The 21390-nt window shown below is 58.2% G+C and carries 28 protein-coding genes; 26 read left to right on the forward strand and 2 right to left on the reverse strand.

Features of this window, described 5'->3' with window-relative positions; all coding sequences use genetic code 11:
* Window positions 1-8: 8 nt before the first annotated feature.
* Window positions 9-4394: a DNA-directed RNA polymerase subunit beta' gene (rpoC, locus tag BQ7486_RS00950; protein ID WP_084765516.1), complete on the forward strand. Its 4386-nt coding sequence runs from the start codon at window positions 9-11 to the stop codon at window positions 4392-4394.
* A 109-nt stretch (window positions 4395-4503) separates the two neighbouring features.
* On the opposite strand, the gene BQ7486_RS00955 is transcribed toward rpoC, so the two are convergent.
* Together BQ7486_RS00955 and BQ7486_RS00960 are read right to left on the reverse strand one after the other, a co-directional pair.
* Window positions 4504-5766, reverse strand: coding sequence for an amidohydrolase (locus BQ7486_RS00955; RefSeq protein WP_022372549.1), 1263 nt, complete (start codon window positions 5764-5766; stop codon window positions 4504-4506).
* A gap of 25 nt (window positions 5767-5791) precedes the next feature.
* Window positions 5792-6850, reverse strand: a complete 1059-nt coding sequence (locus BQ7486_RS00960; RefSeq protein WP_074008612.1) for an NAD(P)-dependent oxidoreductase — start codon at window positions 6848-6850, stop codon at window positions 5792-5794.
* Window positions 6851-7167: 317 nt separating this feature from the next.
* Here BQ7486_RS00960 and rpsL point away from each other — a divergent pair, with 317 nt between their 5' ends.
* The 25 genes from rpsL to rplO all read left to right on the forward strand — a co-directional run bounded on the left by rpsL (window position 7168) and on the right by rplO (window position 21379).
* Window positions 7168-7545, forward strand: a complete 378-nt coding sequence (gene rpsL / locus BQ7486_RS00970) for a 30S ribosomal protein S12 (protein ID WP_022372551.1) — start codon at window positions 7168-7170, stop codon at window positions 7543-7545.
* 179 nt (window positions 7546-7724) lie between these two features.
* A complete protein-coding gene (rpsG, locus tag BQ7486_RS00975; protein ID WP_074008614.1) occupies window positions 7725-8195 on the forward strand; it encodes a 30S ribosomal protein S7 in 471 nt (156 codons plus the stop codon).
* A 75-nt stretch (window positions 8196-8270) separates the two neighbouring features.
* Window positions 8271-10373, forward strand: a complete 2103-nt coding sequence (fusA, locus tag BQ7486_RS00980; RefSeq protein WP_022372553.1) for an elongation factor G — start codon at window positions 8271-8273, stop codon at window positions 10371-10373.
* 84 nt (window positions 10374-10457) lie between these two features.
* Window positions 10458-11648 (forward strand): elongation factor Tu, encoded by a 1191-nt coding sequence (tuf, locus tag BQ7486_RS00985; protein ID WP_074008611.1) that lies wholly within the window; start codon window positions 10458-10460, stop codon window positions 11646-11648.
* Window positions 11649-11745: 97 nt separating this feature from the next.
* Window positions 11746-12057, forward strand: a complete 312-nt coding sequence (gene rpsJ / locus BQ7486_RS00990; protein ID WP_022372973.1) for a 30S ribosomal protein S10 — start codon at window positions 11746-11748, stop codon at window positions 12055-12057.
* A gap of 201 nt (window positions 12058-12258) precedes the next feature.
* Window positions 12259-12903 (forward strand): 50S ribosomal protein L3, encoded by a 645-nt coding sequence (gene rplC / locus BQ7486_RS00995; protein ID WP_022372972.1) that lies wholly within the window; start codon window positions 12259-12261, stop codon window positions 12901-12903.
* A 13-nt stretch (window positions 12904-12916) separates the two neighbouring features.
* The gene (gene rplD, locus BQ7486_RS01000; RefSeq protein ID WP_022372971.1) at window positions 12917-13540 is read left to right on the forward strand and encodes a 50S ribosomal protein L4; all 624 of its coding nucleotides are present in this window, start codon (window positions 12917-12919) and stop codon (window positions 13538-13540) included.
* Entirely contained in the window at window positions 13537-13836 is a 300-nt protein-coding gene (gene rplW / locus BQ7486_RS01005; protein WP_022372970.1) for a 50S ribosomal protein L23, read from the forward strand. The genes rplD and rplW overlap by 4 nt, the downstream gene beginning before the upstream one ends.
* The gene (gene rplB / locus BQ7486_RS01010) at window positions 13837-14664 is read left to right on the forward strand and encodes a 50S ribosomal protein L2 (RefSeq protein WP_074008615.1); all 828 of its coding nucleotides are present in this window, start codon (window positions 13837-13839) and stop codon (window positions 14662-14664) included.
* A gap of 12 nt (window positions 14665-14676) precedes the next feature.
* Entirely contained in the window at window positions 14677-14958 is a 282-nt protein-coding gene (gene rpsS / locus BQ7486_RS01015) for a 30S ribosomal protein S19 (RefSeq protein WP_022372968.1), read from the forward strand.
* A gap of 5 nt (window positions 14959-14963) precedes the next feature.
* Window positions 14964-15293 (forward strand): 50S ribosomal protein L22, encoded by a 330-nt coding sequence (gene rplV, locus BQ7486_RS01020; protein WP_022372967.1) that lies wholly within the window; start codon window positions 14964-14966, stop codon window positions 15291-15293.
* Between the two features lie 14 nt (window positions 15294-15307).
* On the forward strand, window positions 15308-16111 hold the full coding sequence (gene rpsC, locus BQ7486_RS01025; protein ID WP_074008616.1) for a 30S ribosomal protein S3: 804 nt from the start codon (window positions 15308-15310) through the stop codon (window positions 16109-16111).
* Window positions 16112-16114: 3 nt separating this feature from the next.
* Window positions 16115-16531: a 50S ribosomal protein L16 gene (rplP, locus tag BQ7486_RS01030; RefSeq protein ID WP_022372965.1), complete on the forward strand. Its 417-nt coding sequence runs from the start codon at window positions 16115-16117 to the stop codon at window positions 16529-16531.
* Between the two features lie 10 nt (window positions 16532-16541).
* Entirely contained in the window at window positions 16542-16736 is a 195-nt protein-coding gene (gene rpmC, locus BQ7486_RS01035) for a 50S ribosomal protein L29 (RefSeq protein WP_022372964.1), read from the forward strand.
* Window positions 16733-17011 carry a 30S ribosomal protein S17 gene (gene rpsQ, locus BQ7486_RS01040; protein WP_022372963.1) on the forward strand — a complete coding sequence of 93 codons (279 nt, stop codon included), beginning with the start codon at window positions 16733-16735 and terminating at the stop codon, window positions 17009-17011. Before rpmC ends, rpsQ begins: the two co-directional genes overlap by 4 nt.
* A gap of 249 nt (window positions 17012-17260) precedes the next feature.
* Entirely contained in the window at window positions 17261-17629 is a 369-nt protein-coding gene (gene rplN, locus BQ7486_RS01045) for a 50S ribosomal protein L14 (protein ID WP_022372962.1), read from the forward strand.
* A 13-nt stretch (window positions 17630-17642) separates the two neighbouring features.
* Window positions 17643-17963, forward strand: a complete 321-nt coding sequence (gene rplX / locus BQ7486_RS01050) for a 50S ribosomal protein L24 (protein WP_022372961.1) — start codon at window positions 17643-17645, stop codon at window positions 17961-17963.
* Window positions 17964-17975: 12 nt separating this feature from the next.
* Window positions 17976-18515 (forward strand): 50S ribosomal protein L5, encoded by a 540-nt coding sequence (rplE, locus tag BQ7486_RS01055; RefSeq protein ID WP_022372960.1) that lies wholly within the window; start codon window positions 17976-17978, stop codon window positions 18513-18515.
* A gap of 20 nt (window positions 18516-18535) precedes the next feature.
* Window positions 18536-18841, forward strand: a complete 306-nt coding sequence (gene rpsN, locus BQ7486_RS01060; protein WP_022372959.1) for a 30S ribosomal protein S14 — start codon at window positions 18536-18538, stop codon at window positions 18839-18841.
* A gap of 17 nt (window positions 18842-18858) precedes the next feature.
* Window positions 18859-19254: a 30S ribosomal protein S8 gene (rpsH, locus tag BQ7486_RS01065; RefSeq protein WP_022372958.1), complete on the forward strand. Its 396-nt coding sequence runs from the start codon at window positions 18859-18861 to the stop codon at window positions 19252-19254.
* A gap of 16 nt (window positions 19255-19270) precedes the next feature.
* Window positions 19271-19804: a 50S ribosomal protein L6 gene (gene rplF / locus BQ7486_RS01070; RefSeq protein WP_074008617.1), complete on the forward strand. Its 534-nt coding sequence runs from the start codon at window positions 19271-19273 to the stop codon at window positions 19802-19804.
* A 20-nt stretch (window positions 19805-19824) separates the two neighbouring features.
* Window positions 19825-20190 (forward strand): 50S ribosomal protein L18, encoded by a 366-nt coding sequence (rplR, locus tag BQ7486_RS01075; protein ID WP_074008628.1) that lies wholly within the window; start codon window positions 19825-19827, stop codon window positions 20188-20190.
* Window positions 20191-20205: 15 nt separating this feature from the next.
* Entirely contained in the window at window positions 20206-20724 is a 519-nt protein-coding gene (gene rpsE / locus BQ7486_RS01080) for a 30S ribosomal protein S5 (RefSeq protein ID WP_022372955.1), read from the forward strand.
* 20 nt (window positions 20725-20744) lie between these two features.
* Window positions 20745-20927 carry a 50S ribosomal protein L30 gene (gene rpmD, locus BQ7486_RS01085; protein ID WP_022372954.1) on the forward strand — a complete coding sequence of 61 codons (183 nt, stop codon included), beginning with the start codon at window positions 20745-20747 and terminating at the stop codon, window positions 20925-20927.
* 17 nt (window positions 20928-20944) lie between these two features.
* Window positions 20945-21379, forward strand: coding sequence for a 50S ribosomal protein L15 (gene rplO, locus BQ7486_RS01090; protein ID WP_022372953.1), 435 nt, complete (start codon window positions 20945-20947; stop codon window positions 21377-21379).
* Window positions 21380-21390: the final 11 nt, after the last annotated feature.

Genomic DNA, 21390 nt, shown 5'->3' on the forward strand with positions numbered 1-21390 from the left:
GTTCCATGATGAATAAGATTGGTGACTTGTTCAAGCAGCAGACCAACGTTGCTGAACATTTCGACGCCATTAAGATCGGCATCGCATCCCCGGAGAAGATCCGTTCCTGGTCGTACGGCGAAGTCAAAAAGCCGGAAACCATCAACTACCGTACCTTCAAGCCCGAACGTGACGGCCTGTTTTGCGCCAAGATCTTCGGACCGATCAAGGACTACGAGTGCCTGTGCGGCAAATACAAGCGCCTCAAGCACCGCGGCGTGATCTGCGAAAAGTGCGGCGTGGAAGTGACGCTTTCCAAGGTCCGCCGTGAACGCATGGGTCACATTGAGCTCGCAAGCCCCGTTGCGCACATCTGGTTCTTAAAGAGCCTGCCTTCGCGCATGGGTATGGTGCTCGATATTGCGCTCCGCGATATCGAACGCGTGCTTTACTTTGAAGCCTACTGCGTCACCGACCCGGGCCTCACGCCGCTTACCCGCGGGCAGCTTCTCACGGAAGACGAATACATCAAGATGCTCTCCGAGCACGGCGATGACTTCAAGGCCATGATGGGCGCTGAAGCCATCCGTGAGCTCCTTGCGAGCATCGACATTGATCAGGAAGTCACGAACCTGCGTCAGGAACTCTCTGCAACGAGTTCTGACGCCAAGATCAAGAAGATCGCCAAGCGTCTGAAGGTTCTCGAGGGCTTCCAGCGCTCCGGCATCAAGCCCGAGTGGATGATTCTTGAGGTGCTGCCGGTGCTGCCGCCGGATCTGCGCCCGCTCGTTCCGTTGGACGGCGGCCGCTTTGCGACCTCGGATCTGAATGACCTTTACCGCCGCGTCATCAACCGTAACAACCGCTTGAAGCGCCTCCTGGAACTTAAGGCCCCGGACATCATCGTGCGCAATGAAAAGCGCATGCTGCAGGAAGCCGTCGACAGCCTCCTCGATAACGGCCGCCGCGGTAAGGCGATGACCGGTCCCAACAAGCGCCCGCTGAAGTCGCTTGCCGACATGATCAAGGGTAAGTCCGGCCGCTTCCGTCAGAACCTCCTGGGTAAGCGTGTTGACTACTCGGGGCGCTCCGTGATTACGGTGGGGCCGGAACTGCGTCTGCATCAGTGCGGTCTGCCCAAACTTATGGCGCTTGAGCTCTTTAAGCCCTTCATCTTCAATAAGCTCGAAACCCGTGGCCTTGCCTCCACGATTAAGAGCGCCAAGAAGATGGTGGACAATCAGGAACCGGTGGTGTGGGATATCCTCGAAGAGGTGATCTACGAACACCCGGTGATGCTCAACCGTGCTCCGACGCTGCACCGCCTCGGTATTCAGGCCTTTGAACCCAAGCTCATCGAAGGTAAGGCCATTCAGCTGCATCCGCTCGTTTGCGCGGCCTTTAACGCCGACTTCGACGGTGACCAGATGGCCGTGCACGTGCCGCTGTCGCTGGAAGCGCAGCTTGAAGCCCGCTGCTTGATGCTTTCGTCGAACAACGTCCTTTTCCCGGCCAACGGCGATCCCTCGATCGTTCCGTCGCAGGACATGGTGCTCGGTCTTTACTACTCGACCCGTGAACGCATCAATGCCCCGGGCGAAGGCATGTTCTTTGAAAACATCGAAGAAGTGCAGCGCGCCTTAGACGCACACGCCATTGTTCTGCAGACCCGCTGCACGGTGCGTATCCGTGAAGTGGACGTGAACAAGGAAACGGGCGAAAAGACCGAACGCATGAAGCGTTATGAAACGACCGCAGGCCGTGCGCTTCTGTCTTCGATCCTTCCCGACGGCATGAGCTTTGCTGAACTCAACCGGACCTTAAAGAAGAAGGAAATCGCCAAACTCATCAACCGCTGCTTCCGCAAGTGCGGTCTGCGCGCCACGGTGATGTTTGCCGACCAGCTGAAAAATAACGGCTACCGTCTCGCAACGCTTGCCGGTATTTCGATCTGCATCGGCGATATGACCGTTCCGCAGAAGAAGGCCGCGCTCGTGTCGGCTGCCGAAGATGAAGTGAAGGCGATTGAAGAGCAGTACACCTCGGGTCTTGTGACGAAGGGTGAACGCTACAACAAGGTGATCGATATCTGGGGCCGTACGTCCGACGAAGTCGGTAAGGTCATGATGAAGGAACTCTCCAATGAGGCCGTCATCGACCGTCACGGCAACAAGACCACCCAGGAATCGTTCAACTCGATTTACATGATGGCCGACTCCGGTGCCCGTGGTTCCGCAGCGCAGATTCGTCAGGTTGCCGGTATGCGCGGCCTGATGGCCAAGCCCGACGGCTCCATTATCGAAACACCGATTACGTCGAACTTCCGCGAAGGTCTGAACGTTCTGCAGTACTTTATTTCGACCCACGGTGCCCGTAAGGGGCTCGCGGATACGGCCTTAAAGACCGCTAACTCCGGTTACCTCACCCGCCGTCTTGTTGACGTGACGCAGGACCTGGTTGTGGTTGAAGACGACTGCGGCACCACTGACGGCGTTGTGATGCGTCCGCTCGTTGAAGGCGGCGAAGTCATTCAGGCGCTGCGCGACCGCGTGTTGGGCCGTGTGACGGCTGAGCCCGTCTACGACAACAACAAGGAAGTGCTCGTTGAAGCCGGTGTGCTCATTGACGAAGACATCTGCGATAAGCTCGATGCCGAAGGCGTGGATGCCGTGAAGGTCCGTACGCCGCTCACCTGCCACACCCGCTACGGTCTGTGCGCGAAGTGCTACGGCCGTGATCTCGGACGCGGCACGCTTGTGAACGCCGGTGAGTCCGTGGGCGTCATCGCCGCTCAGTCCATCGGTGAACCGGGCACGCAGCTTACGATGCGTACGTTCCACATCGGTGGTGCGGCAAGCCGTGCGGCGGTTGCTTCCAGCGTTGAAGCCAAGAACGCCGGCGTGGTGAGCTTCTCCCCGTCGATGCGTTACGTCCAGAACGGTAAGAAAGAACTCATCGTCATTTCCCGCTCGGGCGAACTCATCATCACGGACGCCAACACGGGACGTGAACGTGAACGTCATAAGGTGCCCTACGGTGCGACGCTTCTGATTAAGCCCGACGAGGAAGTGAAGTCCGGCCAGCAGCTCGCCGCCTTTGACCCGATGACGCTGCCGATTATTTCCGAATACGCCGGCTCCGTGAAGTTCGAAAACGTCGTTGAAAACGTCACCGTGATGAATCAGGTTGACGAAGTGACGGGTTTGAGCTCCATGGTTGTGATCGACCCGAAGCGTACGACGAGCTCGAAGTCCTCAAAGACCAAGTCCACGGCCGCCAACGTCATGCGTCCGCTCGTTCACCTCTTGGACGAAGAGGGCCACGAAGTGAAGATTCCGGGGACCGATCACGCTGTGACGATTCAGCTGCCGGTGGGCGCCATTATCGTGGTGCGCGACGGTCAGACGATTCATCAGGGCGAAGTGCTCGCACGTATCCCGCGTGAAAGTCAGAAGACCCGTGATATTACGGGCGGTCTGCCGCGAGTGGCCGAACTCTTTGAAGCCAGAAGCCCCAAGGACGCCGGCATGCTCGCCGAAGAAACCGGTACGGTTACGTTCGGCAAGGAAACCAAGGGTAAGCAGCGCCTCATCATCACCGACAACGACGGTGTTGAACACGAGTTCCTGATCAGCAAGGACAAGCAGATCCTCGTGCACGACGGTCAGATCGTGCAGCGCGGTGAAGAAATCGTGGAAGGTCCTGCCGATCCGCACGACATTCTGCGTCTGCTCGGCATTGAGGAGCTTGCGCGCTACATCGTCGACGAAGTGCAGGACGTCTACCGTCTGCAGGGCGTGAAGATCAACGACAAGCACATCGAAGTGATTGTCCGTCAGATGCTGCGCCGCGTGCAGATCACGGATCCGGGCGACACGCACTTCATCCCGGGCGAACAGGTTGAACGCAGCGAAATGCTCGACGAAAACGACCGCGTTGTCGCCGAAGGCAAGACGCCGGCGAAGTACGACAACGTCCTGCTCGGCATCACGAAGGCTTCTTTGTCCACCGACTCCTTCATTTCCGCCGCTTCCTTCCAGGAAACGACGCGCGTTCTGACTGAAGCCGCCATTATGGGTAAGGAAGACGATCTGCGCGGCCTGAAGGAAAACGTGATCGTGGGCCGTCTGATTCCGGCCGGTACGGGCTTGGCCTACCACAAGGCCCGCCGCGCCAAGGATGAGATGGAACGCCGTATGGGTCAGGATCCCTCCGAAGCCCGCCGTGTCGCCGAAGAGATGTTCGAGTCGACCGATGCGGAAACCGAGAAGGAAGCTGAAGCCATGCGCGAAGAGATGTTCATGAGCGGCGATGCGGGTAAGGGCGGTTTGTCCGCAGCCCGCCGCGCGGCTGAAGAACTCTTTGCTCAGCCTGAGGAAGAAAAGAAAGAGGACGAAGAAAAGAAGTCTGAATAAGACGGAGTCTGAGTCTAAAAAAAGTGCCGCCCGGGGTTTATACCTGCGGATGGCACTTGTAAGGGAAAGCGAAAAGGGCGGAAGGTTTGCCCGAAACGCTTTCCCTTTTTTATGTGCGGCTCGCGCGTTTCAGAAGGTCAGCTGCCGCAGCGCGCGCTTCCTCAATAATTGTTTCTTCCCCGGGGACGTGTCCCTTTTCCATGATGACCGCGCCGTTACAGATTACGGTGTCAATACTGGAACTCTGAGCGCTGTAAACCCAGTCGGAGATGAGGTTGTAGCCCGGGGTAAAGCGCGTGGAATTATCGGTGCGGATAAGGAGGGCGTCAGCGGCGGCACCCTCGCGGATCACGCCCGCATTAAGCCCGAAAGCGTCAGCGCCTGCGCGCGTAGCCCAGTCAAAAACCTGATGGGCGGGGAGCACCTCGGGACCAAAATTCACCTTCGCGAGAAGCGCCGCGAATTTCATTTCCTCCCGCATGTCGACATTATTGTTAGAGGCGCAGCCGTCGGTACCGAGCGCGACGCGGCAGCCCGCGTCCGTCACCGCCTTGGAGCGGAAAACGCCGCTTGCGAGCTTCATGTTGGAAGACGGATTGTGCGAGAGGGTAGAGCGGCGCTTCGCGAGGATTTCAATATCGGCGTCGGTGAGATGCACGCAGTGCGCAAGCACTGATTTTTCCGTGAGAAGCCCCAGGCTGTCGCAGTACGCGGTGGGGGTCATCCCGTGCGCCTTGATGCAGTCGGCGTTTTCCTGCGCGGTTTCGGACAAGTGCATGTGCAGCGTGAGGCCGTTGTCGCGCGCAAAGTTGGCGCAGCGCTTTAAAAGATCGGTCCCTGCGGTGTAGACGGCGTGCGGTGCGACGGTAACGCCGATTAAAGTTCCTTCGAGGTTGCGGGCAAGGCGTTTGGTGCGGGAAAAGGCTTCATTTAAAACGGCCGTGCCGCGCCTGTCCATCACGGTGTCCGCGACAAGCGCACGGACGCCCAGCTCTTCGGCGGCACGGATCGTTTCCTCCACAAGCCAGTACATGTCGTTAAAGAGCACCGACCCGGACTTGATCATCTCGAGAATGGCGAGCTTCGAGCCCACGTAAATGTCGTGCGCCGTGAGTTTGGCTTCCAGCGGCCAGATGCGGTCGTTAAGCCACGTAAAAAGCGCCATATCGTCGCCGTAGCCGCGCAAAAGGGCCATCGCCTGATGGGTGTGCGTGTTGTAAAAGGGCGGCAAAAGCGCCATGCCGTGCGCGTCAATGACGCGGTCTGCACCGGCGGTCTCAGGCGCCTTTAAATCCGCAAAAACTCCCTTATCGATGAGCACATGCGTGCGGCTGCCGTTAAGCGTCACGTTTCTTAAGAGTAGGCTCGTCATGGTGTGGTGGTCCTCGCTTAAAAAATCAGATCAGATCGAGCTCTTCACCCAACAGGCCGCCCGCGCGGGTGTCGGCAAGAATCGCGGCTTCAAGTTCGGCCGGAGGATCAATGACGCCGCGGGCTTCGGGGTGTCCGGTAAGCCAAAGGGCCCCTGCGTTATGAAGGGCCATGGTGGCGTCAATGTACTTCATGAGCGTGGGTTCGGTGAGAATAAAGTTAAGCGGCCGCTTTCCTTCCAGAACGCGCGAAGCGGGAACGCCCGGGCCGTATTCATCCTCCACGCCCATATTGGCCAGGAGAGCCCGGCTTTCGGTGTAAGCGCGGGCATCAGCCGCGTATGTCGCTGCGCCGGCAACACCCGTGGCGGTGACAACGGCGTGGGCTGCTGCGACAGCCTTTTCAACGGCGGCTTTGTCGTTAAAGGCAATCCACGTGACGTCCGTGAGGGTTTTAAGGCGCGCTGAGACCGTGGAGGGTTCCGTCACCACACTGATGCGGGCGCCGAGCTGATGCGCGTAGGTGATGAGACCGGTGCCCACCTTGCCGCTGCCGAAAATGACAAGGTTTTTCCCCGTCCAGTCTTTAAATCCGAGCTGTGCCATAGCGCGGTAAAAGCTTTCGCCTGTCCCGAGACACGTTTCAATGCGCTTGATGCGGCCAGCGTCGGCGATGAAAACGGGATGCGCGGGATTTTTGTAATGCGGCACTCCGGAGCGCGTGAGTTCGACGGTGCCGATACGGGTCGGGCTTTCGATAAAGGCGGCGGCACAGTCAAGAATGAGGTCGTACTGTCCGGCATCTGACCGGGCATCCGCGACCGCAATGCCGTTTGCTCTTAAGCAGTCAAGGGCGGCTGGGTCATTGGGCATGACCTCTGAAATCCCGACCGTGAGCCGGGCGCCTGCGGCCGCAAGTGCCCGGTATTTGGCAAAGGTGTTGAAGTAAACGGGGGTGGCGTCAAGCACCGAGAGCCCTTCAAAGGGCCGGGTTCGGGCCCAGCGGGCTGTTTGTGCGCAAAGGGCGGGGTATTCGTCGGGTTTGTAGCGCGCTTTCAGCGGCGCATCAAAGACAGAAGTGAACATAGGTGCTTAAAACGACAAACGGAAAAACGCAGGCTGCGGGCTCAAAACACAACATCCTGTGCAAAGTGCCCGCATTATGACAAAGCGGCGGGGAAAATTGCGCAAAAAGAGCATGAGACGCTTGACATTATTGGAAAAAAATACGATACTCCCGTTCTTTTCCGAAGCCTGCAGATTGTCGGAGGCCGTTTTGTGCGTCCGAAGGCAGCTTTGCAGGAAAGGAAAAGAATTCACCAGCAACATGTCTCCCCGAGAACCTTTCGGACGTGTGCCGCAAAGGGGCGAGGGGATGGTTTTACACAGAAAATACGGACACTATGCCCACTATTAATCAGCTTGTGCGCAAGCCCCGTGAGCTTACGCATGACAAAAGCAAGAGCCCTGCTCTGAAAAACAGCCCGCAGAAGCGCGGTGTTTGCACCAAGGTCTACACGACGACCCCGAAGAAGCCGAACTCGGCTCTGCGTAAGGTCGCCAAGGTCCGCCTCACCAACGGCTTTGAAGTGATTTCCTACATCGGCGGCGAAGGCCACAACCTGCAGGAACACTCCGTGGTTCTCATCCGCGGCGGCCGTGTGAAGGATCTTCCCGGTGTGCGTTATCACATCGTGCGCGGTTCTCTCGATACCCAGGGTGTCAAGGATCGTAAGCAGGCTCGTTCCAAGTACGGCGCCAAGCGCCCGAAGGCAGCGTAATTCGCGGCGACACTTGTCAGCCGTAAATGGACGGTCCGCGCTTAAAACTGGACCGAGTAAGTCGCAGTCGCCCGGAAGCTTTTCCGAGTGTGTACTGCATTAAGTAATACAAGGCCCCGGACAAAGCAAACGAAGTTTCCGGCAGGCCTTAAAGACTGAAGACAACGAAAGAGGAAAAAATGCCCCGTCGTCGCGAAGTACCCAAGCGTGAGATTCTCCCTGATCCGAAGTTCGGCAGCGTTGAAATCTCCAAATTCATCAACGTCGTCATGCTCGACGGCAAGAAGGCCGTCGCTGAACGCATCGTCTACGGTGCTCTGCAGCACATTGAAGAAAAGTCCGGCAAGAACGCTCTTGAAGTGTTCACGACCGCCCTCAACAACGTCCGTCCGCTCGTGGAAGTGAAGAGCCGCCGTATCGGCGGTGCGAACTACCAGGTGCCGGTTGAGGTCCGTCCTGTCCGCCGTCTGGCTCTGGCAATGCGCTGGCTGCGTGAAAGCGCGAAAGCCCGTTCCGAAAAGTCTATGCCCCAACGCTTGGCTGGTGAGCTGTTGGAAGCTGCGGAAGGCCGCGGCGGTGCTATGAAGAAGCGTGACGAAGTGCATCGTATGGCTGAAGCCAACAAGGCCTTCTCGCATTTCCGCTTCTAATTCTGACAATCCGATGCGGGAGAAGCCCTTCGGGCGTCTCTCCCGTGTCATTACCCTGATAAGAGTAAATAAGTCATGGCTCGTACTACTCCGATTTCGCGCTACCGCAATATCGGTATTTCTGCCCACATTGACGCGGGCAAGACCACGACGACCGAACGTATTCTGTTCTTCACGGGCGTCAACCATAAGCTCGGTGAAGTCCACGACGGCGCTGCCACGATGGACTGGATGGAACAGGAACAGGAACGTGGTATCACGATTACGTCCGCCGCTACGACCTGCTTCTGGCGCGGCATGGACATGCAGTACCAACCGTACCGTTTCAACATCATCGACACCCCGGGGCACGTCGACTTCACGGTTGAAGTCGAACGTTCCATGCGTGTGTTGGACGGCGCGGTGATGGTTTACTGCGCTGTGGGCGGCGTTCAGCCCCAGTCTGAAACCGTTTGGCGTCAGGCCAACAAGTACGGCGTTCCCCGTATTGCGTTCGTCAACAAGATGGACCGCACGGGCGCCAACTTCTTCAAGGTCGTCGATCAGATGGAAAAGCGTCTGAAGGCGCACCCCGTGCCGATCGTGATTCCGATCGGTGCCGAAGACAACTTCAAGGGTGTGGTTGACCTCATCCGCATGAAGGGCATCATCTGGGACGAAGCCAGCCAGGGCACGAAGTTCGAATACATCGACATCCCGGCTGAACTCGCTGAAGAAGCCAAGGTCTGGCACGACAAGATGGTCGAAAGCGCTGCTGAAGCAAGCGAAGACCTCATGAACAAGTACCTTGAAGAAGGTGAATTAAGCCACGAAGAAATCGTGAAGGGTATCCGCCAGCGCTGCATCGCCGGCGAAATCCAGCCGATGTTCTGCGGCTCCTCCTTCAAGAATAAGGGCGTGCAGCGTATGCTCGACGGCGTGATTGAATTCCTGCCGTCTCCGGTTGACATTCCCCCGGTTAAGGGCTTTGACCTCAACGACCAGGAAGTCGAACGTGAAGCAAGCGATGATGCGCCGTTCTCGGCACTGGCCTTCAAGATCATGACCGACCCCTATGTCGGCCAGCTCACCTTCCTGCGCGTTTATTCCGGCATCCTGAAGTCCGGCGAAACCGTTCTCAACTCCGTCAAGGACAAGAAGGAACGTATCGGCCGTCTGCTGCAGATGCACGCCAACGAACGTAAGGAAATCACGGAAAGCGAAGCCGGCGACATCGCCGCTGCTGTGGGCCTGAAGGATGTTACGACCGGCGATACGCTCTGCGACATGGCCAAGCCCATCATCCTCGAACGCATGGAATTCCCGGAACCTGTGATTTCTCAGGCTGTGGAACCCAAGACCAAGGCCGACCAGGAAAAGATGGCGCTCGCCCTCGGTCGTCTCGCCCGCGAAGACCCGTCCTTCCGCGTGCGTACCGACGAAGAAAGCGGCCAGACGATTATTTCCGGTATGGGCGAACTGCACCTGGAAATCATTGTCGACCGTATGCGTCGTGAATTCGGTGTGGAAGCCACGGTCGGTAAGCCCCAGGTTGCCTACCGCGAAACGATCCGCTCCACGGTCGAAAACGCCGAATGCAAGTTTGCCAAGCAGTCCGGCGGCCGCGGCCAGTACGGTCACGTCGTGCTTAAGCTCGAACCGCTCCCTGCCGGCAAGGGCTTTGAGTTCGTCGATGCCATTAAGGGCGGTGTGGTTCCGCGTGAATACATCCCGGCGGTTGAAAAGGGCGTTGAAGACACCCTCAAGGCCGGTGTGCTCGCCGGTTACCCGGTTGTGGACGTGAAGGTCACGCTGCACTTCGGTTCTTACCACGAAGTCGACTCGAACGAAAACGCGTTTAAGATGGCCGCCTCCATGGCCTTCAAGGACGGTATGCGTAAAGCCAACCCCGTTCTGCTTGAACCGATCATGAAGGTCGAAGTCGAAACGCCGGAAGAAAAGATGGGCGACGTGATGGGCGATCTTTCTAGCCGCCGTGGCGTCATCCAGGGTATGGATGACCTCATGGGCGGCGGCAAGGCGATCCGTTGCGAAGTGCCGCTTTCCGAAATGTTCGGCTACTCCACGTCGCTGCGTTCTCTGACGCAGGGGCGTGCAACCTACGTGATGGAATTCGACCACTACGCGGAAGCTCCGCGCAACGTGGCTGAAGCCATCATCGCTGAAAAGACCAAGTAATCAACCCGTTTTGCAGTAAGGGGCCGGAAAATCCCTTTCCGGCTCCGGCAAAACAGACAGTCAATTTAAAAAGGACCATAAAAAATGGCCAAGGAAAAATTTGAACGAACCAAGCCGCACGTTAACGTCGGCACCATCGGTCACGTTGACCACGGTAAGACGACGCTCACTGCTGCTATCTGCACGGTTCTCTCCAAGAAGTTCGGCGGCGAAGCCAAGGCTTACGACCAGATCGACGCGGCTCCTGAAGAAAAGGCCCGCGGCATCACGATCAACACCGCTCACGTTGAATACGAAACCGCCAAGCGCCACTACGCTCACGTCGACTGCCCGGGGCACGCTGACTATGTGAAGAACATGATTACCGGTGCTGCCCAGATGGACGGCGCCATCCTCGTTGTGTCCGCTGCTGACGGCCCCATGCCCCAGACGCGTGAACACATCCTTCTGGCCCGCCAGGTGGGTGTTCCCTACATCATCGTCTACCTGAACAAGTGCGACATGGTTGACGATCCGGAACTGCTCGAGCTCGTTGAAATGGAAGTCCGCGAACTTCTGTCGAGCTACGACTTCCCGGGCGACACGATCCCGATCATCAAGGGTTCCGCCAAGCTCGCTCTGGAAGGCGACACGGGTGAACTCGGTGAACAGTCCATCATGAAGCTCGCCGAAACGCTCGACGACTACATCCCGACGCCGCAGCGCGCTCTGGATCAGCCGTTCCTGATGCCGATCGAAGACGTGTTCTCGATTTCCGGCCGCGGCACCGTTGTGACGGGCCGTGTCGAACGCGGTGTGATCCGCGTCGGCGACGAAATCGAAATCGTCGGCATCAAGCCCACGCAGAAAACGACCTGCACGGGCGTGGAAATGTTCCGTAAGCTGCTTGACGAAGGCGAAGCCGGTGACAACGTCGGTATTCTGCTGCGCGGCACGAAGCGTGAAGACGTGGAACGCGGTCAGGTTCTCGCGAAGCCCGGCACCATCACCCCGCACACGAAGTTCACGGCTGAAGTGTACGTGCTGACCAAGGAAGAAGGCGGCCGCCACACCCCGTTCTTCAAGGGCTATCGTCCGCAGTTCTACTTCCGTACGACGGACGTGACCGGTACGATCGAACTGCCGGAAGGCACCGAAATGGTGATGCCCGGCGACAACATCACGATGACCGTTCAGCTCATTTGCCCGATCGCCATGGAAGCCGGCCTTCGCTTCGCTATCCGTGAAGGCGGTCACACCGTGGGCGCCGGCGTCGTTGCCAAGATCATCGAGTAATTTTTGATACTCGTTTGAAAACTTGACAGTTTTAGGGGGTGCAGATATACTGCGCCCCCTTAGTTCTTTTATCTGTTCTTTTTCAGGAATACATCCAATGCAGTCTCAGCGCATCCGCATCCGCCTCAAGGCGTTTGACTACAAGCTGATCGATCAGTCCGCTCTCGAAATCGTTGACACCGCCAAGCGCACCGGCGCCGTGGTCCGCGGACCGGTTCCGCTCCCCACGCGCATCCAGCGTTTCGACATTCTGCGTTCCCCGCACGTCAACAAGACGAGCCGTGATCAGCTCGAAATCCGCACCCATCAGCGTCTGATGGACATCATTGACCCGACGGACAAAACCGTGGACGCGCTCATGAAGCTCGATCTGCCGGCCGGCGTCGACGTCAAGATCAAGGTGCAGTAATCTGAAAAGGTTTTAAACGCAGGGTTTCTTCAGGGCTCTTCGGCAGAAGGTGAGGAGCAGGGGAGACCGGCGTTTTTTCATGTCGTTTCTGGCTTCCGAAGCAATCGATCGGTGTTCGAATACTTGCAGACGAACCTCCCGTCGTGAAACGATTTTTTTAAAGTACGGTCCCGGCCAATCGTAGCCGGGGTGGAGAAATAAATGAGTGATAAGCTCGGCTTAGTCGGCCGCAAGATCGGCATGACGCGCATCTTCCAGGATGACGGCAAGTCCGTCCCCGTGACGGTGCTCGATGTGTCCGGTAACCGTGTCACGCGTGTGAAGACGGTGGAAACCGACGGCTACAATGCAATCCAAGTCGCGTTCGGCACGAAAAAGCCCTCGCGCGTCAACAAGGCTGCTGCCGGTGAATTCGCCAAGGCTGGCGTTGAAGCCGCTGCCGTGTTGAAAGAGTTCCATATCGATGCTGACAAAGTTGCCGAATACAAGCCCGGCACTGTTCTCGGCGCCGACATCTTCACGGAAGGCCAGAAGGTCGACGTGACCGGCACCACCATCGGTAAGGGTTTTGCCGGCGTTATCAAGCGCCACCACTTCTCGTCCAACCGCGCCAGCCACGGTAACTCCGTGACGACCCGTGCACCGGGCTCTATCGGTAACCGTCAGGATCCGGGCCGTGTTTTCCCGGGTAAGCGTATGGCCGGTCAGCTCGGCAACGCCCAGCGTACGACGCAGAACCTGGTTGTGGCCCGCGTCGATGCTGAACGCGGTCTGCTGCTCGTCCGCGGTGCCGTTCCCGGTTCCAAGGGCGGTGAAGTCGTCGTGCGTGCGGCGGTCAAGGCCTAATTAGGAGCGATCAATGGAACTCAATGTACTCAATGAACAGGGCCAGGAATCGGCAAAGCTTGCCGCTTCCGATACCGTGTTCGGTCGTGAATACAACGAAGCCCTGGTGCACCAGCTCGTGGTTGCCTACCAGGCCAACGCTCGTCAGGGTACCCGTGCGCAGCTTAACCGCCGCGACGTGCACCACACGACGAAGAAGCCCTGGCGTCAGAAGGGAACGGGCCGTGCCCGCTCCGGTATGAGCTCGTCTCCCCTGTGGAGAGGCGGTGGCCGTACCTTCCCGAATACGCCGGATGAAAACTTCACCCAGAAGATCAACAAGAAGGCCTATCGTGCCGCCATGCAGACGATCTTTTCCAAGCTCGCTGCCGACGGTCGCCTTGTTGTGATCGATTCGATCAGCGCCGAAACCCCGAAGACGAAGGATTTCGCCGCTAAGCTGAAGGCTCTCGGTGCCGTTGAACACGTAATGGTGATCACCGCTGAAGTCTCTGACAACCTGTACCTGGCTTCCCGCAACCTCAAGAACGTTCTGGTTGTGGAGCCGCGCTACGCCGATCCGCTCAGCCTGATCTACTACAAGAAGATCGTGGTGACGAAGGATGCGGTCGCCAAGATCGAGGAGATGCTGGGATGAAACAAGATCGTCTGTTGAAGGTGCTTGCCGGCCCCGTGATCTCCGAAAAGAGCACGATGCTCGCCGAAAAGAACCGTCAGTACACGTTCCGCGTCGTGCCCTGTGCCACGAAGGCGGAAGTCAAGGCCGCTGTCGAACTGCTCTTTAAGGTCAAGGTCGACGGTGTTCAGATTCTGAATGTGAAGGGTAAGGTCAAGCGCGCCGGCCGTAACGGCGGTGTGCGCAGCGATGTCCGCAAGGCCTACGTCACCCTCGCTCAGGGTCAGGAAATCAACTTCGCGCAAGAGGTGAAGTAAATGGCTCTCGTCAAAACCAAACCGACGTCGGCCGGCCGCCGCCACATGGTGAAGGTCGTTACGCCCGGTCTGCATACCGGCAAGCCTTTTGCCGCGCTTACCGAGAAGAAGAACCGCGGTTCCGGCCGCAACAACAACGGTCACATTACGTGCCGTCACAAGGGCGGCGGCTCCAAGCGTGCCTACCGTCTGATCGACTTCCTGCGCAACAAGGACGGCATCTCCGCCCGCGTTGAACGCATCGAATACGATCCGAACCGTTCTTCTCACATTGCTCTGGTGTGCTATGCCGACGGCGAACGCCGTTACATCATTGCTCCCAAGGGCCTGAAGGTCAATGACACGATCATGTCGGGTCAGGAAGCTGCGATTAAGGTCGGCAACACCCTTCCGCTCCGCAACATCCCTGTGGGCACAACGATTCACTGCATCGAAATGCTGCCGGGCAAGGGCGCTCAGCTCGTCCGTTCCGCCGGTGCGTTCGCTCAGCTGATCGCCCGCGAAGGTGACTACGCTCAGGTCCGCCTGCGTTCCGGTGAAGTGCGCCGCATTCTTATCGAATGCCGTGCCACGATCGGTACCGTCGGTAACGAAGAAAACAGCCTGCGTGAACTCGGCAAGGCCGGTGCCACCCGTTGGCGCGGCATCCGTCCGACCGTCCGCGGTAAGGTGATGAACCCGGTTGACCATCCGCACGGCGGTGGTGAAGGCCGTACCGGTACGGGTCGTCCGCCTGTTACGCCTTGGGGTCAGCTCACCAAGGGTTACCGTACTCGCAACTCCAAGCGCACGGACTCCATGATCGTCCAGCGCCGTTATGACAAGTAAGGGGGCCTCGTAATGTCTCGTTCGTTAAAGAAAGGACCGTTTGTCGACGGTTCTCTCATGAAGAAGGTCGAAGCCGCCCAGGCCAGTCGTGACAAGCGTCCGATCAAGACCTGGTCGCGCCGCAGCACGATTGTCCCCGAATTCATCGGTCTGACGATCGCTGTTCACAACGGCCGCCAGCACGTACCTGTGTACGTCAATGAAAACATGGTCGGCCACAAGCTCGGCGAATTTGCTCTGACGCGTACCTTCCACGGTCACGCTGTGAGCGCCGACAAGAAGGTCAAGGGGTAATGTAAATGGAAACTACTGCAATTGTCCGTGGTGTTCGCCTCTCGGCTCAGAAGGGCCGTTTGGTTGCAGACCTCGTTCGCGGTAAGCCCGTGGACAAGGCCCTCAACATCCTCACGTTCACGCAGAAGCGCGCTGCCGTCATCATCAAGAAGGCGCTCGAATCTGCCATCGCCAACGCCGAGCACAACGACGGTGCCGACATTGACGATCTGCGCGTGAAGAAGATCTACGTGGAAAAGGCCACGACGCTGCGCCGTTTCGGTGCCCGCGCCAAGGGCCGCGGTACGCGTATCTCGAAGCAGACCAGCCACATCTTTGTGACGGTCGGCGACTAAGGTAAAGGTGAACCATGGGTCAGAAAATTAATCCTACCGGCTTCCGCCTTCCCGTTACGCGCAACTGGACGTCGCGCTGGTACGCGGTCGGCCGTGAATTTTCCCGTACGCTCGGCGAAGACCTCCGTGTCCGCGCCTTCCTTGAGAAGAAGCTCAAGGCTGCGAGCGTTTCCCGTATCCTGATCGAGCGTCCCGCCAACAACGCCCGCATCACGATTTTCTCTGCTCGTCCCGGTGTTGTGATCGGCAAGCAGGGTGCTGACATCGAACAGCTCAAGGCTGAAGTTCAGAAGATGGTCGGTGTGCCCGTGCACATCAACATCGAAGAAGTCCGCCGTCCTGAGCTCGATGCACAGTTGATCGCCGACGGCATCACCCAGCAGCTTGAAAAGCGCGTGATGTTCCGCCGCGCCATGAAGCGCTCGATGCAGAACGCCATGCGTCTCGGTGCCAAGGGCATCAAGATCATGAGCGCCGGCCGCTTAAACGGCGCCGAAATCGCCCGTACCGAATGGTACCGCGAAGGGCGCGTTCCGCTCCAGACGCTGCGTGCCAACATTGACTACGGTTTTTCCGAAGCCAATACCACGTACGGCGTGATCGGCGTGAAGGTGTGGGTCTACAAGGGTGACAACCTCGGCCGTGATGAGGCTGTTGAAGCGGCTCCGGCTCCTGCCGACCGTGAAGACCGCCGTCGTCGTCCGAGCCGCCGTCCCCGTAAGGCCGAAGGCGCTGAAGGCGAGGGCAAACCCGCCGCCCGCCGCAGCCGCAAGGCCGCTGCTCCTGCAGTTGCCGAAGCTAACAAAGACGGAGAATAATCGATGCTGCAACCGAATCGTACCAAGTACCGTAAGGACCAGAAGGGTCGCAACTACGGTCTGGCTCAGCGCGGCGCGAACGTTTCGTTCGGTGACTTTGGTCTCAAGGTTATCGAACGCGGTCGCCTGACGGCCCGTCAGATCGAAGCTGCACGTCGTGCTCTGACGCGCCACATCAAGCGCGGCGGCCGTGTGTGGATCCGTGTGTTTCCGGACAAGCCCATTTCGAGCAAACCCGCCGAAGTCCGTATGGGTAACGGTAAGGGTAACCCTGAATACTGGGTTGCGCTGGTCCAGCCGGGCCGCGTGCTCTATGAAATGGACGGCGTTGACGAGAACCTTGCCCGCGAGGCCTTTGCCCTTGCTGCCGCAAAGCTTCCTCTGAAGACGAAGTTCGTTGTCCGCCAGATCGGCATGTAAGGAGACGGACATGAAGGCAAAAGAACTGCGCGCCATGGATGAGGCTGCGCTTAACAAGGAACTGAATGACCTGCTGCACGCACACTTCAAGCTGCGTGTTCAGAAGGCCACTCAGCAGCTCCAGAACACGAACCAGCTGCGCACGACGCGCCGTGACATTGCGCGCGTTCGCACGGTTCTCGCTCAGAAGGCGGCCGCGAAATGACGGAAAATAACGTTGAAACCAAGGCGCTCACCCGTACTCTCGTCGGTACGGTCACGAGCGACAAGATGGATAAGACTGTGACGGTCCTCGTGGAACGCCGCGTCAAGCATCCTCTCTACGGCAAGTACATCGTGCAGAACAAGAAGTACCATGCGCACGACGAAAGCAACACCTGCGGTATCGGTGACAAGGTGGAAATCGCTGAGTCCCGTCCGATCTCCAAGACCAAGTCCTGGAAGGTCACCCGCGTGATCGAAAAGGCCGTCGTCATCTAAGCCGACTGCGTTTTCAAAAACTGCTTGCAAGTAAGCCGGATTTTCGGCTATACTTGCGGGCCTGCGAAAAAGCCGACCGCAAGGTCGGCCTTTTCGTCGCATTTTCCGGATCATCCGGACCAGTGTTTCTGCCCGCCAGACTGCAGTGACGGCGGTGTTTCTCGGAAGCAGGGGTACGGTGTGGTCTTTCTCCCGTACGGGACCAATACTATCCGTGACTTCACGGAATAAGTTGGAAATTACGTAGCCATGATTCAGATGCAAAGCAGACTGGACGTCGCCGATAACACCGGTGCGCGTTCAGTAATGTGTTTTAAGGTGTTGGGCGGCTCCAAGCGCCGCTATGCAAACATCGGTGACGTCATCAAGGTGACGGTAAAAGAAGCTGCCCCGCGCGGTCGCGTCAAGAAGGGTGAGGTCTACAACGCTGTTGTGGTCCGCACCGCTAAAGGCGTGCGTCGTGCCGACGGCTCTCTCGTCCGTTTTGACGGCAACGCCGTTGTTTTGCTCAACTCGAAGCTCGAGCCTGTGGGCACCCGTATCTTCGGACCGGTCACGCGCGAACTGCGTACCGAGAAGTTCATGAAGATCGTGTCTCTCGCTCCCGAAGTGATTTAAGGAGGCCGACAAGATGCAACGCATCCGTAAAGGTGACGAAGTCATCGTCATCGCCGGCAAGGACAAGGGTAAGAAGGGCGTCGTCCTTTCCCGCGTCGATGAAAACCATGTGACCGTTGAAGGCGTCAACGTTGCCAAGAAGCACGTTCGTCCCAATCCGATGACCGGCGTTGAAGGCGGCATCGTTGATAAGGTTTTGCCGATTGACCACTCCAATGTGATGCTCGTCAATCCCGCAACCGGTAAGGGCGACCGCGTCGGCTTTAAGGTTGTCGACGGCAAGAAGGTCCGCGTGTTCAAAAGCAACGGCGCCCAGGTCGGCGCCAAGGCGTAAGGAGTCCGGACGATGAGTCGTTTTCACACTCTCTACAACGACGTTGTTGTTCCCGAACTCACCAAGAAGTTCGGCTACAAGACGATCATGCAGGTTCCCCGCATCACCAAGATCACCCTCAACATGGGTGTCGGTGAAGCCGTGAACGATAAGAAGATGGTCGACAACGCTGTTGCCGATATGACCAAGATCGCCGGCCAGAAGCCTGCCGTCACCCGTACCCGTAAGGCCATCGCGAACTTCAAGATCCGCGAAGACATGCCCATCGGCTGCAAGGTGACCCTGCGCGGCGAACGTATGTATGACTTCCTTGACCGCCTGGTGACCATTGCCTTCCCGCGCGTCCGCGACTTCCGCGGTGTGTCGGGCCGTGCCTTTGACGGCCGCGGCAACTACAACATCGGCCTCAAAGAACAGATCATTTTCCCGGAAATCGAATACGACAAGATTGATGCAATCCGTGGTATGAACATTTCCATTACGACGACGGCCAAGACCGATGAAGAAGCCAAGGCGCTTCTCGCGGGCTTCCACTTCCCGTTCCGCAATTAAGCCCAGAAGGTGCTAGGAAAATGGCAAAGTTATCTTTGATCAACCGCGAACTCAAGCGTGAAGCCACTGTGGCTAAGTTTGCGGCTAAGCGCGCCGAACTGAAGGCGATTATTAACGACGCTGCCCGCCCGATGGAAGAACGTCTGGCTGCGCGCGCCAAGCTCCAGACGCTTCCGCGTGATGCGAGCCCCGTGCGCCTGCGCAACCGCTGCGGCCTCACCGGCCGTCCGCGCGGTACGTTCCGTAAATTCGGTCTGGCCCGCGGCATGATCCGTGATGCGGCCATGCGCGGTGACATTCCCGGCCTTGTTAAGGCCAGCTGGTAAAGCGAGGAGATTACTAAATGAGTATGAGTGATCCGATCGCCGATATGCTGACCCGTATCCGCAACGGGCAGATCGTCGACAAGACTGAAGTTGTGATGCCGAGCTCCAAGCTCAAGGTGGCCATTGCCACGGTGCTTAAGGACGAAGGCTACATCGACGGTTTCTCCGTTGTGAGCAACGAAGGCAAGTCTGAACTGCATATCGGCTTGAAGTACTATGACGGCCGTCCCGTGATCGAACGCATTGAACGTGTGTCTCGTCCCGGACTTCGTATCTACAAGAACCACGGTTCCATCCCGCAGGTGATGAACGGCCTGGGCATCGCGATCGTTTCCACCCCCAAGGGTGTGATGACCGACCGCAAGGCCCGCTCCGAAGGCATCGGCGGCGAAGTTCTGTGCTACGTCGCTTAATCGAGGGGAGAACAATATGAGTCGTATTGGTAAGCTTCCCGTTCACCTGGGTAAGGGCGTCGACTGCAAGATCGTCGACGGCAACATCATCGTCAAGGGCCCCAAGGGCGAAGTGACGATGCACGTTCTTCCCATGGTTGGCGTCGACATCAAGGACGGTGTTGTGCACTTCACGCAGTTGAATGAAACCCGTGAATCCAACGCCAACATGGGCACGATGCGTGCCCTCGTCAACGACATGAACAAGGGCGTTACCGTGGGCTTTGAAAAGAAGCTCACGCTCGTGGGCGTGGGCTATCGTGCCCAGGCTCAGGGTGACAAGCTCAATCTTCAGATTGGCTTCTCGCACCCCGTTGTGCACCAGATGCCCGCCGGCGTCAAGGTTGCAACGCCGAGCCAGACCGAGATCATCATCTCGGGCGCCGACAAGCAGAAGGTCGGTCAGACCGCTGCCGTCGTCCGCAGCTATCGTGCCCCGGAACCCTATAAGGGCAAGGGCATCCGTTATGCCGACGAACATGTCGTCATCAAGGAAACCAAGAAGAAGTAAAGCGGGGACGTGAGACTATGATCAACAAGAAGGAAAACCGTCTGCGCCGCGCCGGTGCCACGCGCGCCCGCATCAAGCTGCAGAAGGTCAATCGTTTGACGGTGCACCGCACCAACCTGCACATTTACGCCACCATCATCGCTCCCGAGGGCGACCGCGTGCTCGTTTCTGCTTCCACGCTCGAAGCCGAAGTCCGCGCCAAGCTCGCTGCTGATGGCAAGACGGGCGGCAACATCGCTGCTGCGAAGATTGTCGGCGCCCGTCTGGCAGAGAAGGCAAAGGCCGCCGGTATCGAATCCTGCGCTTTTGACCGTTCCGGTTATCGTTACCACGGCCGCGTTGCCGCGCTGGCCGAGGCCGCGCGCGAAGCCGGCCTCAAGTTCTAATAGGAATCGAGGCTTATGGCTAAGGTTGATAAGAAGAACGCCGCCGAAGAAATTGATGACGGCATTCGCGAGAAGATGATTGCGGTTAACCGCGTCACCAAGGTTGTCAAGGGCGGCCGCATTATGGCGTTTGCTGCTCTGACCGTGGCCGGCGACGGCGACGGTTCCATCGGCATGGGTACGGGCAAGAGCCGTGAAGTTCCGGCTTCCGTTTCCAAGGCCATGGAACGCGCCCGCAAGTCCATGATCAAGGTTCCGTTGAAGAACGGCACGATCTATCACGCTGTTGAAGGCCGTCACGGCGCCAGCCGCGTGATCCTCATGCCCGCCGTTGAAGGTACCGGTGTCATCGCCGGCGGCCCGATGCGCGCCATGATGGACGCCGTCGGCATCCGTAACGTGCTTGCTAAGGCTTACGGTTCCACGAATCCCTACAACATCGTCCGCGCGACAATCAACGCTCTTGAAAACCTGCGTTCTCCGGCTGATATCGCCGCCAAACGCGGTAAGACCGTTGAAGAGCTGACGGCCTAATGTGCTGAGGACTGAGCAAAATGGCAGACAAAAAGACAGTCAAAGTCACGCTCGTGAAAAGCCCGATCGGCACCAATGAAAAGCAGCGCGCTACGCTGCTCGGACTTGGTCTGAAGAAGCTTCACCAGACGCGTGAACTCGAAGACACGCCCGCCGTGCGCGGTATGATCACCAAGGTCGCCTTCTTAGTGCGTGCCGAATGATCGAAGGAATTACAGACATGCGTTTGAATACTCTGAAGCCCGCTGAGGGCAGCAAGAGCGCCGCGCACCGTGTCGGTCGCGGCGTGGGTTCGGGCTGGGGCAAGACCGCCGGCCGCGGCCACAAGGGTCAGAAGTCCCGTGCCGGTGGTTTCCACAAGGTCGGGTTCGAGGGCGGCCAGATGCCTCTGCATCGTCGTCTTCCGAAGCGCGGCTTCACTTCGCTTACCCACAAGTTCGTTGAAGTGATCCGTCTGTCGGATCTCGAAAAGCTTCCCGTTGATGAAATCGATCTGGCCGCTCTGCGCCAGGCCGGTCTCGCCGATGGTCTGACTCAGGACGCCCGCGTGATCGCCGCCGGCAAGCTCACCCGCAAGGTGACTGTCCGCGGTCTTAAGGTCACCAAGGGTGCTAAGGCAGCTATCGAAGCGGCGGGTGGTTCGGTCGCTGAATAACTTCAGCTTCC

The sequence above is a fragment of the Duodenibacillus massiliensis genome (assembly GCF_900128485.1).
GTDB lineage: Bacteria > Pseudomonadota > Gammaproteobacteria > Burkholderiales > Burkholderiaceae_F > Duodenibacillus > Duodenibacillus massiliensis.